This window comes from Butyrivibrio sp. AE3009 (genome assembly GCF_000420845.1).
Classification (GTDB): Bacteria; Bacillota; Clostridia; order Lachnospirales; family Lachnospiraceae; genus Butyrivibrio.
Map to the genome: position 1 here is coordinate 1 of NZ_ATVS01000055.1, position 13,061 is coordinate 13,061.

Genomic DNA, 13,061 nt, shown 5'->3' on the forward strand with positions numbered 1-13,061 from the left:
TGCAAAGCCATAGAAGGCCATGTACAGGAGCGTTCCAAGAACAAGCGGAACTCCAACACCTGTGCATGCAAGGATTGTTGCCTTCAGGCCGGATTTTTTGAGTTTGTCGATATCTGTTTCCAGTCCGGCGCTGAACATCAGAAGAATCACACCGATTTCGGCCATGCCCGACAGGAAATCACTGGGATTAACAAGATTAAGCAGTGTTGGACCTATGAGAAGACCTGCGATGATCTCACCGGCAACCTGTGGCGCATGAAGTCTTCTGGCTATCAGTCCGAATAACTTTGCCATGACGATTATGATAAAAAGATCTCTGAGTATCTGAATTGTATCCATATATATACCTTCCTTGTTAATAACGCTAAGAAATGAGTATGATGCTTTTTCGTCTCAAAATCAAGTTAAAAAACTATAACCAACGTAGTAATAACCCCCCAGGGGGCTTGTGGAGCGGATTTCACAATGCTATCCTTTCCATTGTGTGAGGTAATTCAGGCACAATGGAGGATACTATATTATGAAGAAAAAGTTTTTAGCGGCACTACTTGCTGCAACCATGGCATTATCAATGGTAGCTTGTGGTTCAGGTGCAGACACACAGACAACAGACACACAGACAACAGAAACGCAGACACCTGCTGATACACAGGCAGCAACATCTGAGGATCAGACAACTGACGAAAGTCAGTCTGCAGCTACAGGTGAGAAGATTCTTCACACTGCAGCTTCTTTTGCTTATCCAAGTCTTGATGTACACAAGGAATACTATGGATGGTACACATCAATTTATGGAGTTTCAGAGGCACTGTTTAAGCTCGACGAGACCATGAGTGCTGTTCCATGCCTTGCTAAGGACGCAGTTGCAGATGGCAGCACATGGACTGTTACACTTAATGATGGAGTTCAGTTCTCAAACGGAAACCCTCTTACAGCTGATATGGTAATCAGAAACCTTCAGCGTCTTGCTGCAGAGAACAGCAGATTTGCTTATCTCGGCGATTTTGAGATGACTGCTACAGATGACAAGACAATCGTTATCGATACTAAGGAAGTTTACCCTACTCTTAAGAACGACCTTGCAAGCCCTGAGTGCGGAATGATCGATCTTGATGCAACAACAGATTTTGACAACGCACCTGTGTGCACAGGACCGTTTGTTGTTACAGAGTTTATCCCTGAGGGTGACGTGACAGTAACTAAGAACGAAAACTACTGGGGCGGAGATGTTAAGCTTGACGGCGCTGTATTCTACTACATGCAGGAGGATGATCCCAAGCTCCTTGCTATGCAGAGCGGCGAAATCGACTGCTACAACAGTGTTTCATCAGCAGCTCTTGAGGTTTATAACCAGAGCCCTGATCTGTACGATGTAGTTTCAATTCCCGGTGCACGTCTCCAGTTCTACATTCTCAATGAGAATACACTTGATGATTCTGTGAGGGAAGCAATCAACCTCACTGTTGATAAGGACAAGATTGCAGAGTACCTTTCAGGTACAGTATCTGCAGCAGTCGGACCATTTGTGGCATCAGCTGCTTATGGCAAGGTAAGTGTTCCTGCAGTAGATACAGCCAAGGCAAAAGAGCTTTTGGAGGCCGATGGTTATACACTTGGAGCTGACGGCATCTACGAGAAGGATGGTAATAAGCTCAGCATCAGCATTGCATACTATGCAGCAAGATCTCTTGATACTCTTGCAATCCTGATCCAGGAGCAGCTTAAGGCTATTGGTATTGATTCAACACTTAGAGTTGAGGAAGATCCTGATGCTACTTACATTGCAAACGCTGACTTTGATCTTGCTCTTTACTGCATGATCGCTGATAAGTCAGGTGATCCTCTTTACTTCATCGACTCAACTCTTGCAGACGGAGCTTACTACAATGTAGGTGGATTTGAGAGTGCTGAATGCCAGAGCATGATTGAGCAGCTCAGAACTGAGACAGATACTGCAAAGAGAGCAGAGCTTGCCAACAAGATTGTTCAGATTGCTATAGATGACAATGCATTCGGATATGTTGGACTTTTCAATAACACTACAGTTCTTCGCAAGGGTGTAAGCGGATTTGCTGAGTATGTTCCTTTCGATTTCTATGGAGTAGACGCAGAGACTGACATTAATGGCTAAACAAATACTTAAAAGGATCCTGGGACTTGCCCTGATACTTTTGGTGCTGAGCTTTCTTGTGTTTGGCATAATGTATCTGGCTCCCGGTGACCCTGCGGAAAAGAGACTCACCTCCCAGGGTGTGGTGGTCACAAAAGAAATACTGCAAGCGGAGCGGGAGAGGCTTGGCCTCCTCCGCCCCTTTATCGTTAGGTACGCGGAGTGGCTTTCGAATGTTCTCAGAGGAGATTTTGGCGTTTCCTTTAAGGATGATCTTCCGGTCGCGCCAAAACTGATAAAAGGGCTTAAGAACACATGTGGACTGGCTTTAACCAGTCTGCTTTTGGCGCTTATAATCTCTTTTCCACTGGGAATATGGTCAGCGGTCAAAAAAGGAAAATTGGTAGACCATATTGTCAGGCTCTTTTCATTTATAGGTAATTCTCTTCCGAATTTCCTGATATCAGTACTTTTGATGTATCTGTTTTGCATACATATCAAGGTCTTTCCCGTAATTGCAGATGGAAGCATCAAAGGACTTATGCTCCCTGCACTTTCTCTGGCAATACCCATGGCAGGCAGGTTTACAAGGCAGATAAGGAGCGAACTCCTGGATCAGCTTGGGGAAGAGTATGTTGTGGGAATGAAGTCCAGAAAGGTAAAGGGCAGATTTATTCTTATCAACAATGTCCTTAGAAACAGCCTTGGACACATACTTACAATAATCGGCCTTCAGATCGGAACCCTGATGGGAGGCAGCGTTGTTATTGAGAATATTTTCAGATGGCCGGGTATCGGCAAACTTGTGATGGATTCCATAACAGCCAGGGACTACCCTGTGATCATGGGCTTTGTGCTTATTATGGGAACAATCTATGTTGTTATAAATCTGATAGTTGATATTACCTACAGGCTTTTGGATCCGAGGTCTTTTTAATGAACCATAAACGGAAAAAGATTAACAGAATAAAAGTGATAATATCTGCAGGTGTTGCACTGCTTTTGGTGCTTATAGCTCTTTTCGCAAGTGTTATTGCACCTAATGATCCATATGCAACAAGCGCATCAGCCATAAGGTCAGCTCCGTCCGGGGAATTTCTGTTTGGAACAGATAACCTGGGAAGATGCGTGTTTTCAAGAGTTTTATACGGAGCAAGGACAACTATAGCAGCTACATTTATACTGGTTGCGATTTCTTTTATCCTGGGAAGCATTATTGGAATCCTTAGCGGATATTATGGCGGAATATTGGATGAAATTATGATGAGGATTGCCGACATTATGCTGGCATTTCCTCAGATGGTAGTAGCCATCGCGGTTGCGGGCATTCTTGGAGGAGGACTTTCAAGTGCCATGATTGCGCTGGGGATAACTATGTGGACCGGGTTTGCCAGACTTGCACGGAGTCATACTTTTGCCATAAAGAATTGCCCCTACGTGCAGGCTGCGAAATTGGCGGGAAAGAGTGGGCCGGCTATAATGATGGCCCACATACTTCCCAATATAATAGCACCACTTCTTACGAATGCCCTTACACAGATAGGAACCACCATGATAGGTATCTCGGGCCTGTCTTTTTTGGGGCTTGGAGTTGTGCCACCCACTGCTGAGTGGGGATCAATGATCAATGAGTCCAGGGCATATATACAGATAGCACCTTGGGCTGTGCTGTATCCGGCAATTGCCACCATAGTCACCATTATAGTATTTAACTATCTTGGGGACTGCGTCATGGAATATAGAGATGAGGATTAAGCATGGATACAATACTTAGGATATACAATCTCTCTGCCGGCTACGGTGATGAGAGTGTTATAAATGATATCTCTTTTGACGTAGAAGAAGGTAAAAGAGTCTGCATCGTCGGCGAGAGCGGAAGCGGTAAATCCACGCTTCTTAAGGCTATTCATGGCTTTGGAGGCGTGACCAAAACATGCGGAAGTATAATGACCAAAAAAGACATTTTACTGGGCATTGTGCCTCAGAATCCCGGCGGATCTTTTAATCCTATAAGGACTTACAAGGCACAGATCATGGAGGCGCTAAAGAGCAATAACATCGACTTTAAAATAGATGAAGTTGAGAAGACACTCCAAATCCTGGGACTTAATGATGCTAAAAGAGCGCTTGCATCAAGGCCTTATGAGCTGTCAGGAGGCATGAACCAGCGTATGGCCATTGCCACAACAATGCTCTTGGAGCCGGGAATTTTATTATGCGATGAAGTTACAAGCGCCCTGGATGTTAAAACTGCAGGGATGGTTGTGGAGCAGCTTCTTGAGATCAACAAACTAAAGGGTACTACTATTTTGATGGTTACCCACCATTTGGGTATCGCATCTAAAATGGCTGATTACATTGGAATCATGAAAAGTGGCAGGATGCTTGAGTATGGCCCTGCAAAAGAGATCCTGGAGAATCCACAAAACGAGTACACAAAAAATCTCTTGAAGGCCGTACCAAGACTGAAGGTGAGCTGATATGCCGGATTCAGATATAATTTTAGAAGGAAAAAATCTAAATAAAAGCTACGTTGATAAAGGTAAAAAATTACAGGCTTTAAAGGATGTGAGTTTCTTCCTGAAAAATGGAGAGATTCTTGGAATCGTAGGCGAGAGCGGAAGCGGAAAGAGTACTCTTCTTCGTCATGTCAGCTGCCTGGAAAAGCCTGATAGTGGAAATCTTTATTATAAGGGAACAGAGTATACAGGTAAGTCGCCGGCCTTTACTGGAACCTTTCTGCAGATGATATTTCAGGATGCCCAGATGTCTTTTGACCCAAGAATGAAGATGAAAAAAGCCGTTGTGGAAGCTGCAAAGGGCTGTGGCCATGAAAAACTGTCACGAATCCTTGAGGCTGTCGGGCTTGATGAGAGTCTTTTGGAGAAAAAGGCAGGCAACATGTCCGGAGGACAGTGCCAGCGAATGTCAATTGCAAGGGCACTTTGTTCTGATGCCGGTATTCTTTTGTGCGACGAGGCAACAAGTGCGCTGGATGTTACAACTCAGGCCCAGGTAGTAGCTCTTTTGCAGCAGCTGCGTGAAAAAGAAGGGGTGTCTATCATATTTGTCTCCCACGACATTGCTCTGGTGAGCATGCTGTGCGACAGGATAATGGTAATGAAAAACGGAGAGTGCGTGGAAGAGGGAGAGACCGGCAGAGTCCTTGGAAATCCGCAACATGAGTACACAAAAGAACTGCTTGATAATCTTATTGAGTAACAAACTTTTAGAAAGATAATTGGGGTATACGTAGTAATATGACTAAACTTATGCAGATTCCTTTTGAGGAGGAAGCTGAAGATATCAAAGATAAAGTAGTGACCTACTGGTCCAAAAGAGCTGAGAGCTTTAGCGAGCACAAACACGAGGAGATACACAGCAGGAAAAAACAGCTGTGGCAGGCGGAGTTTTTAAGGCACTTTTCAGCTGATGATAAGCTGTCTGTTCTGGATGTTGGATGCGGAGCAGGCTTTTTCGAAATGGTGTTGTCGGATTTTGATTTTGACGTGACCGGTGTGGATCTTACGCCTGAGATGATAGATAAGGGAAAAGAGCTGCTTTCGCGCCATGGAGCAAAGGCGCGCCTTATGGTTATGGACGCCGAGAAACTGGATTTTGCCGATAGCTCTTTTGATCTGGTGATAAATAGAAATCTTGTATGGACACTTCCGCATCCGGTGGAAGCCTACATGGAGTGGCACAGAGTGTTAAAGCCGGGAGGAATGCTGCTTGTGTATGATGCGGAGTATGCAAAGGGATTTCATCACTATGATCAGATGCAGAACCTTGCCCACAAAAATGTGACCGACGCCATGGTAGAGGAGTGCCACGATATTTACCACATGTTATCTATCAGCACTTTGGACAGACCGGAGTGGGACAAGGCTTGTCTTGAAAAAATCGGTTATGAAAATATAGTTACTGATCTTGGAGCGGGAGATAGACTCTATAGCGAGAAAGACCAGTTTTATATGCCTGACAGGATGTTTCTGGTAAAGGCTCAGAAAGCAATAGTCTAATAATATGAATGGAGTTTGAGATGAGAAGAGGAATTGATACTACAGATATGATGGTATATGGCCACGAAGCCTGGATAATCACTGACAAGAGTGTATATGAGCCGGGGGAAGAAGTCTGCGGAATAATGAGGTGGGGACATCACATGAGACCGGACGGATTCTTTCGCCTTGATGAGATAAGAGCTTTTGCCACAGATGAAAAAGGAAACAGAATAGCAATAACACCGGTAAAGGGCCCGGGCGATGAGCAGGGAGACTACTATGAGCTTCGTTTTACGCCTGTTTCTGAGGGTATTTACACCCTTATGTGTATCTATGACAACAATTATGTAAGAGATGAAAAAGACGTGTATTACGAGGGTGACAGAAGGACATATCCTGATATTCTTGATGCCAAAAACTATCCTCAGATATATGTGACAAACATAACTGTCGGGGATAAGAAGGGGACTCCCGAATTTATCCATGAATCCAGAGTAAGCTTCGTTCCCGATCCCTGGGAAGCAGACACCGATGTGCTTCATTTAAAGCTTATTCACGACAAATTCCCGCTTAAGGGATCCACGGTGGTTGTTGTGTTCTATGATGGAAAAGAGTATTTTGAGAGAATTCTGAATACAGATGAGAAAGGCAGGATATTCTTCTCAGTGGAGAAAAAGGGTGTGTATATGGCCGTTACAAGAACTCCGCTGGCGGAAGGAATTCCCGGAATCTATGACAGCAAAGAGATAGCTTCAACATTCACATACGTTAAAAGGTAATACAAAAACAGGATGCGTTTAACATGCATCCTGTTTTTGTATTACTCCGTAGGTCACCATGGGACCATTCTTGATTATGCTAAGAGATGAGCACTGGTGGATTAGAACTCCGTCAGTATCGGCAATGGCTGTGTGAAGGGGTCTTCCAAAGTAATCCCTTATCTCACCAAATTTATCACCTTTTGAAAATTTCTCTCCCACCTTTTTCTCCGGATACCAGCAGCCGGTGAATGGGGCATCATCGCTGAATTCTCTGAGTTCTGTCTTGGGATATGTCTTGTACTCTCCTTCAATAAGACCAAGGAATTTCAAAATGTTCAGCACATCCTCTTTGTCTGCCTGTACCTCATCCTTTGGAAGCAGGCTTAACTGACCGCGCTCTATTAGAACACTGGGGATTCCGGCCATGGATGCAGTGTTGTAGGCGCCTTCGGTGGTGCAGGTACTCTTTACGCAGTAGGAGGCGTTGACGCAGTCTACCATCTTTTTTGCAATATCGCTGGCAGGAGAAGCTCCCACGTAGTATGCGTAGGGGATAAGAGTCTCGTATCCGTCTCCGCTATGCAGGTCAATGTAAGCATCAGCGTTTTTGATAAAAACATCAAACAGAAGGCTAGCCAGGCGATCCGCGGCTGAACCATCCTTGTCTCCCGGGAAGACTCTGTTGAGATTCTTGCCATCCTCATAAACAAGGGACATGGTTCTGTTTTCAAAACCTGACCTGTTGGCTAATGGGATGATGATAAGATTTCCTGAAAGGTCTTTGGGAGAAATCTCATTAGAGAGCTCAATAGCTGCCTGAATGCCGACATATTCTGCGTTGTGAATGCCGGCTGTGACAAGAACGGTTTTGCCCGGCTTTTCTCCGCAGATGATGATGTGGGGAATGTGTATCTCAGTTCCGCCGACATGTATATGATCTTTTATCGTCTTGCCGGAGGTAAGTTCGTGTCCGGCTATATTTATTTTCTCCATAGTTTTTAAACCTCACTTCAGAGCCAAGGTTATCATGTTAGGACCGGGACTTTCAAGCCCCCTGGGGGGTTACATAGCTCCCGCGTACACAAAAAACCATAAACATCAGTACCATATCTAATGAACCTCAGCCTTAGGACGCTTGCTAAGTGCTGAGGTTTTTTTGTAGGAATTCGGTGTCAAAAGGCAAACTTGCCATGGAGGTTGTTTCTGCAGAAAGAAATGCAGAGCTCCTTGAGACTGTTCCTCATAGGAACATGGAGGATATGGCGATTGTTTACCGTATTGTTCTTGACTCATCTTCAGAGGGAAGGAGCTCGATTCTTGTGACAAACAAGATATATACAAGGCAGCCATATCATTGTAAAAGGTATGACTGTTCCCAATAAATAGTGTTCTCATATTCCGTTTCCCTTTTTTCTGTCATAACAATATAGAAGATAAGACTTTTTATCCCTGATCACGAAGCGCCAGGTAAAAGAGCACCGCCTCCCTAAATTTTCTGGGATTTAGTCCGCTACTCTGGCTAATCCTGTTAAGTCGCTGCTGTACGGTATTTTTATGTAAAAACAGTTCATCTGCGGTGGCGGCCAATGACATTTCTTTTTCATAATAGATTTCAAGAAATTTCCTGTCTTCCCCTGAAAGTGTGGAAAGCACTTTGTCAGAGAATTCCCTAAATTGCTGCTTTGAAATACCGGAAAAGAGTATTTCCAATGTCAGTGTATCGAAATTGACATAGTAAAGCTCCTTATCTTTGATCGTTTTCAGTGCATGCTCTGCGCTTTGATAGGATTCATTACATTTATAAACTTCTACAGCCTTCCCGATTGCTGTCTTCACAATCTCCCTATGCCCTTCGGCGAAACGAATAAACATATACTCCTTTTTATCAAATTCTTCCGCTTCAACCAAGCCGATAAATAGTTTCGGATAGTTATAGACATAAATACCATTTCTCATTGAGCTGAACAGAGCCTCCACCTGCTGCTCAAGTAAGGAGATATTCACGGGATTATAGCGGCTGTTTACTTCGATCTGTACCATTCGGTAGGTTTGTTCCCAAACAATATTAAACTCCCTGAAGCATTCCCGCAGATAGTCCATGTTTTCAAATTCGCTGTAGATCAGTGAGCGGATCATGTACTGCTTCTTTTCATCTAATGTACGATGGACAGCATTTAATTCCTGTTCATGAAGGAGCAGGCTCGCGATTCGTTCAGCCAGCTTGGCAAAACGTCGAACTTCTGAGGGTTCGCCGGAAATACCGACCACTGCGATCACACGCATATGGTGGAACACCGGAATATTGATTCCCTTATGAGTTCCCGGGAATTGCTCATCCGATTCCACTTCAATGGTTTCTCCGGTTCGTGCCGACTCCCTTCCGATGTCATGGTATGTGTTCAGACGATCCGGGTTGCTGGAGGCATAGATCATCCCATTGGTATTGATGAAGTTGACATGATAACCGCAGACAGCATGGATATTGTCGACAATCTGCTGCGCCAGATTCCTGGAAATTGATGTGATCATGGTAAAACCTCCGGATTGCAGATGCTGTAATCATAGCTAATGTCATAGATGACAATTTATTTGCTAAATAATATATATTTAATATTATGTGTAACATATCATAATGAAATGTTTTTGTCTATAATACATTCATAACGAAGCAGAACTGGAACAGTTAATCGAAAAAAGGAGAAAAGCGTCATGAAGGTTGTAACAGCAATAGATTCTTTTAAAGGAAGCATGTCCTCCATCGAAGCCGGTTATGCAGTAGCCGAGGGCTTTAAAAGAGCAAACCGCACTGTGGAAGTGGCTGTCCGCCCGCTGGCCGACGGGGGTGAGGGAACGGTGGAAGCACTGATCGAGGGAATGAACGGAGAACGACACGAGGTTGTTGTGACAGGTCCTTTGGGAAGTCCGGTGAGCTGCGCTTACGGAATTATACGTGATACCATGACCGCTGTGGTGGAAATGAGCGGCGCGGCAGGCATAACTCTGGTGGCAAGAAATGAATTAAACCCTCTAAATGCGACAACCTATGGTGTCGGGGAAGTCATAAAAGATGCGATCAATAAAGGATGTAGGCGTTTTATCGTAGGGATAGGCGGAAGCGCCACAAATGACGGTGGCGTAGGCATGCTGCAGGCACTGGGTTACGAATTTCTGGATAAGGCCGGAAGGCAGATTCCTTTCGGTGCCAAGGGCCTTAAGGAGCTTGAGACCATCACCGATACCTATGTAATCCCGGAGCTTAATGACTGCGAGTTCATGGTAGCCTGTGATGTTACGAATCCGCTCTGCGGAACCGACGGCTGCAGTGCGGTGTATGGTCCTCAGAAGGGGGCAACTCCTTCCATGATCATGGATATGGATAAATGGCTCGGCTATTATGCTGCGGCTTCAAGGGAAAAATATCCCCAGGCAGATCCGAAGTATCCCGGCACCGGTGCAGCCGGTGGTCTTGGATTCGCTTTTTTAACCTATACAAACGCAAAATTACAGTCCGGGATCAATATCGTACTTGAAGAGACTAGGCTGGAGGATTATATCAAGGATTCCGATCTTGTGGTGACCGGGGAAGGCATGCTGGATTTCCAGACAGCCATGGGTAAGGCACCTGTTGGTGTGGCAAAGCTGGCAAAAAAATACGGCAAGCCCGTGATCGCCTTTGCAGGTGGAGTGACTGAGCAGGCTGTGGAGTGCAACCGAAACGGTATCGACGCATTCTTTCCCATTGTAAGAGGTGTAACTACACTCGATGAAGCCATGGACAATACAAATGCCAAAAACAATCTGGCTGCTGCTGCGGAACAGGTAATGCGGCTTATGCTCATAAATATAGGAGGAACAAGTCATGTATGATTTTTCAACCATCGGTGCAATCATTGGTATGGCAATTGCCATTATACTTATAATTAAAAAATTCCATCCCGCTTACAGTCTGATCCTCGGCGCCCTTGTCGGTGGTATTGTGGGATCTGCGGGAAATCTTGGGTTAACAGTAAGCACGATGATGACAGGTGCCGGCAGTATGATCACTTCGGTGCTGCGCATCATGACTTCCGGAATCCTTGCCGGTGCTCTGATAAAAACCGGTGCGGCGGAAAAGATTGCTCAGGGAATCGTCGGAAAGCTTGGCGCCAAAAAAGCCCTCCTCGCCGTTGCCGTTGCAACAATGGTAATCTGCGCTGTTGGTGTGTTTGTGGATATCTCAGTTATTACAGTAGCGCCTATCGCTCTGGCTATAGGTAAGGAGGCCGGTTACAACAAGCAGTCCCTTCTTCTTGCCATGATCGGAGGAGGAAAGGCCGGAAACATTATTTCTCCTAATCCCAACACCATCGCAGTCTCAGAATCTTTTGGTGTGGATCTGACATCTCTTATGATGAAAAATGCGATTCCGGCAATCTGCGCACTAATCGTAACCGTGATTCTTGCCAATCTTCTTTCAAAAAAAGAAGGGCTTAAGGTGCTAGAATCCGATCTTGAAAAAGGTGAAACCAAGGAGCTGCCTTCATTCCTGACAGCAATTCTGGGACCTTTGGTGGTAATCATCCTTTTAGCGCTTAGGCCTATCGCAAATATTACGGTGGATCCTATGATCGCATTACCAATCGGCGGTCTTGTCTGCACCATTGCCACAGGCAATATCAAAAAGTTTGGATCCTTTGCAGAATTCGGTCTCGGAAAGGTAACAGGTGTTTCCATCCTGCTACTTGGAACCGGAACCATTGCAGGAATCATCAAAGCCTCTGCCCTTCAGCAGGATGTTGTGAATATTCTGAACATCTTTAATATGCCGGCTTTCCTGCTTGCTCCAATTGCAGGTATCCTGATGGCCGGAGCAACAGCCTCAACCACGGCAGGAGCAACAGTTGCAGCCCAGACCTTCTCTTCGATCCTTACTGCCGAAGGCGTAAATGCTCTGTCTGCCGGCGCTATGATTCATGCCGGAGCAACAGTGATAGATTCTCTGCCCCACGGTTCCTTCTTCCATGCTACAGGCGGTGCAGTAAACATGAACATTTCGGAGCGGATGAAGCTTATAATATTTGAAGCTTTGGTAGGATTAACAAGTACGGTGGTCGCAGTGCTGATATTTGCGGTGACATCCGCAATCTAGCAGGTCATGAATAATCCTTCATACTTACAGATTTACATTCAATAGGTTTCTGAGCTGATTGACCACATCAGTAATTCTGTCAAGAGAATTCTCGTGACTTTAGGATAATATCTATAGCTCTGGAAATTCCAGGGCTATTTTATTTTTGTCTGAAACAAGGTATGATTATTCATAAGTTGTCTGAAAAAGATGTTTGGGCAAGAGGAGTAATAGAGTTCTTTTGCAATCCTTGAGATATCAGGCCCGGGAGAGTTTGAATTTCAGAAAAGAGTTATCGCCACCGCGGAACAGGACTCAAAGCTTCCAAAGGATATAGATAGAATAATATCCAAGGCAATGTATCTGACTCATCCCGGAGTTGATGTGGTGGGGATTATACAGCGGATAAGCTGAGGTGGACAGATGGAACTTAAACGAATAGGAATTGAGCAAAAGGAAGCAATAAAAAGGTTGTTTGTAAGTGTTTTTACAATCGAACCCTGGAACGATGACTGGTCTGATGATAATCAGTTGGATTGTTATATAGATGATCTGATGGGACAGGGATATTCGCTTGCATATGGATTATATGATGGTGATGAGCTCATCGGTATGTCGCTGGGCTACATAAAGCACTGGTATACTGGAACAGAATACTATATCGATGAACTATGCATAAGAACCGACAGGCAAGGAGCTGGAGCGGGTACTTTTTTCTTGGCTGAAATAGAAAAGACAATAAAAGAACTTGGATTGAAGCAGATCTTTTTACAGACAGAAGCTCATGCTCCTGCTTATGAGTTCTATAAAAAGAACGGCTATACCGAATTAGAAGGGCACGTATCATTCGCCAAAGAGCTGTAATCCGCAGAGATGGCTTGAAAAGAACATCGGGACACCAATAAAATTTCAGTTAAACACTCGTGGAGTGGATTTGTGATAGTATGAGTGTTTGCTGGAACAACTCATTTACAGAAAGACACTTGTTACAGCAATGGTTTATTGTAGGAGTGCCTGAGAAAAGAGGCATGTACACTTGGAAATAGATTGGATTACTGTAGGAGTGTCTAAACTGGAGG

The 13,061-nt window shown here is 44.7% G+C and carries 14 protein-coding genes; 11 read left to right on the forward strand and 3 right to left on the reverse strand.

The features are described 5' to 3' along the window. Positions 1-339: cation:proton antiporter (locus tag G588_RS20805; RefSeq protein ID WP_035788618.1), on the reverse strand; the 339-nt coding region annotated here is incomplete at its 3' end. Positions 340-520: 181 nt separating this feature from the next. On the opposite strand from G588_RS20805, the gene G588_RS0117055 reads away from it, so the two are divergent. Genes G588_RS0117055 through G588_RS0117085 form a run of 7 tightly spaced genes read left to right on the forward strand, consistent with a single transcriptional unit; the run spans position 521 to position 6,893 of the window. Beyond that, positions 521-2,131, forward strand: coding sequence for an ABC transporter substrate-binding protein (locus tag G588_RS0117055; protein ID WP_022779911.1), 1,611 nt, complete (start codon positions 521-523; stop codon positions 2,129-2,131). Beyond that, the gene (locus G588_RS0117060; protein ID WP_022770368.1) at positions 2,124-3,047 is read left to right on the forward strand and encodes an ABC transporter permease; all 924 of its coding nucleotides are present in this window, start codon (positions 2,124-2,126) and stop codon (positions 3,045-3,047) included. The genes G588_RS0117055 and G588_RS0117060 overlap by 8 nt, the downstream gene beginning before the upstream one ends. A 35-nt stretch (positions 3,048-3,082) precedes the next feature. Beyond that, positions 3,083-3,865 (forward strand): ABC transporter permease, encoded by a 783-nt coding sequence (locus G588_RS0117065; RefSeq protein ID WP_242830391.1) that lies wholly within the window; start codon positions 3,083-3,085, stop codon positions 3,863-3,865. Positions 3,866-3,867: 2 nt separating this feature from the next. After that, positions 3,868-4,590 carry an ATP-binding cassette domain-containing protein gene (locus G588_RS0117070; RefSeq protein ID WP_022779913.1) on the forward strand — a complete coding sequence of 241 codons (723 nt, stop codon included), beginning with the start codon at positions 3,868-3,870 and terminating at the stop codon, positions 4,588-4,590. Between the two features lies 1 nt (position 4,591). Beyond that, positions 4,592-5,332, forward strand: coding sequence for an ABC transporter ATP-binding protein (locus tag G588_RS0117075; protein ID WP_022779914.1), 741 nt, complete (start codon positions 4,592-4,594; stop codon positions 5,330-5,332). A 38-nt stretch (positions 5,333-5,370) separates the two neighbouring features. Beyond that, complete coding sequence (locus G588_RS0117080) at positions 5,371-6,132, forward strand: class I SAM-dependent methyltransferase (RefSeq protein WP_022770373.1); 762 nt, start codon at positions 5,371-5,373, stop codon at positions 6,130-6,132. A 20-nt stretch (positions 6,133-6,152) separates the two neighbouring features. Further along, positions 6,153-6,893, forward strand: coding sequence for a DUF4198 domain-containing protein (locus tag G588_RS0117085; protein WP_022779915.1), 741 nt, complete (start codon positions 6,153-6,155; stop codon positions 6,891-6,893). 18 nt (positions 6,894-6,911) lie between these two features. On the opposite strand, the gene G588_RS0117090 is transcribed toward G588_RS0117085, so the two are convergent. Then, the gene (locus G588_RS0117090) at positions 6,912-7,868 is read right to left on the reverse strand and encodes a succinylglutamate desuccinylase/aspartoacylase family protein (protein ID WP_022779916.1); all 957 of its coding nucleotides are present in this window, start codon (positions 7,866-7,868) and stop codon (positions 6,912-6,914) included. A gap of 176 nt (positions 7,869-8,044) precedes the next feature. Between G588_RS0117090 and G588_RS0117095 the strand changes: the two genes are divergently transcribed. Next, on the forward strand, positions 8,045-8,257 hold the full coding sequence (locus G588_RS0117095) for a DUF5688 family protein (RefSeq protein ID WP_155830828.1): 213 nt from the start codon (positions 8,045-8,047) through the stop codon (positions 8,255-8,257). A 61-nt stretch (positions 8,258-8,318) separates the two neighbouring features. On the opposite strand, the gene G588_RS0117100 is transcribed toward G588_RS0117095, so the two are convergent. Beyond that, positions 8,319-9,404 carry a CdaR family transcriptional regulator gene (locus G588_RS0117100; protein ID WP_022779918.1) on the reverse strand — a complete coding sequence of 362 codons (1,086 nt, stop codon included), beginning with the start codon at positions 9,402-9,404 and terminating at the stop codon, positions 8,319-8,321. A gap of 180 nt (positions 9,405-9,584) precedes the next feature. Between G588_RS0117100 and G588_RS0117105 the strand changes: the two genes are divergently transcribed. The 3 genes from G588_RS0117105 (at position 9,585) to G588_RS0117115 (ending at position 12,846) form a co-directional block, all read left to right on the forward strand. Further along, positions 9,585-10,742, forward strand: coding sequence for a glycerate kinase family protein (locus tag G588_RS0117105; protein ID WP_022779919.1), 1,158 nt, complete (start codon positions 9,585-9,587; stop codon positions 10,740-10,742). Next, positions 10,735-12,003 (forward strand): GntP family permease, encoded by a 1,269-nt coding sequence (locus G588_RS0117110; protein WP_022779920.1) that lies wholly within the window; start codon positions 10,735-10,737, stop codon positions 12,001-12,003. Before G588_RS0117105 ends, G588_RS0117110 begins: the two co-directional genes overlap by 8 nt. A 402-nt stretch (positions 12,004-12,405) precedes the next feature. Further along, the gene (locus G588_RS0117115; protein WP_022779921.1) at positions 12,406-12,846 is read left to right on the forward strand and encodes a GNAT family N-acetyltransferase; all 441 of its coding nucleotides are present in this window, start codon (positions 12,406-12,408) and stop codon (positions 12,844-12,846) included. Positions 12,847-13,061: the final 215 nt, after the last annotated feature.

Excerpts from the sequence above, each read along its gene's own strand:
- G588_RS0117055 (WP_022779911.1), top strand. The coding sequence starts at position 521 with ATGAAGAAAAAGTTTTTAGCGGCACTACTTGCTGCAACCATGGCATTA.
- G588_RS0117060 (WP_022770368.1), top strand. The coding sequence starts at position 2,124 with ATGGCTAAACAAATACTTAAAAGGATCCTGGGACTTGCCCTGATACTT.
- G588_RS0117070 (WP_022779913.1), top strand. The coding sequence starts at position 3,868 with ATGGATACAATACTTAGGATATACAATCTCTCTGCCGGCTACGGTGAT.
- G588_RS0117075 (WP_022779914.1), top strand. The coding sequence starts at position 4,592 with ATGCCGGATTCAGATATAATTTTAGAAGGAAAAAATCTAAATAAAAGC.
- G588_RS0117080 (WP_022770373.1), top strand. The coding sequence starts at position 5,371 with ATGACTAAACTTATGCAGATTCCTTTTGAGGAGGAAGCTGAAGATATC.
- G588_RS0117085 (WP_022779915.1), top strand. The coding sequence starts at position 6,153 with ATGAGAAGAGGAATTGATACTACAGATATGATGGTATATGGCCACGAA.
- G588_RS0117090 (WP_022779916.1), bottom strand. The coding sequence starts at position 7,868 with ATGGAGAAAATAAATATAGCCGGACACGAACTTACCTCCGGCAAGACG.
- G588_RS0117100 (WP_022779918.1), bottom strand. The coding sequence starts at position 9,404 with ATGATCACATCAATTTCCAGGAATCTGGCGCAGCAGATTGTCGACAAT.
- G588_RS0117105 (WP_022779919.1), top strand. The coding sequence starts at position 9,585 with ATGAAGGTTGTAACAGCAATAGATTCTTTTAAAGGAAGCATGTCCTCC.
- G588_RS0117110 (WP_022779920.1), top strand. The coding sequence starts at position 10,735 with ATGTATGATTTTTCAACCATCGGTGCAATCATTGGTATGGCAATTGCC.
- G588_RS0117115 (WP_022779921.1), top strand. The coding sequence starts at position 12,406 with ATGGAACTTAAACGAATAGGAATTGAGCAAAAGGAAGCAATAAAAAGG.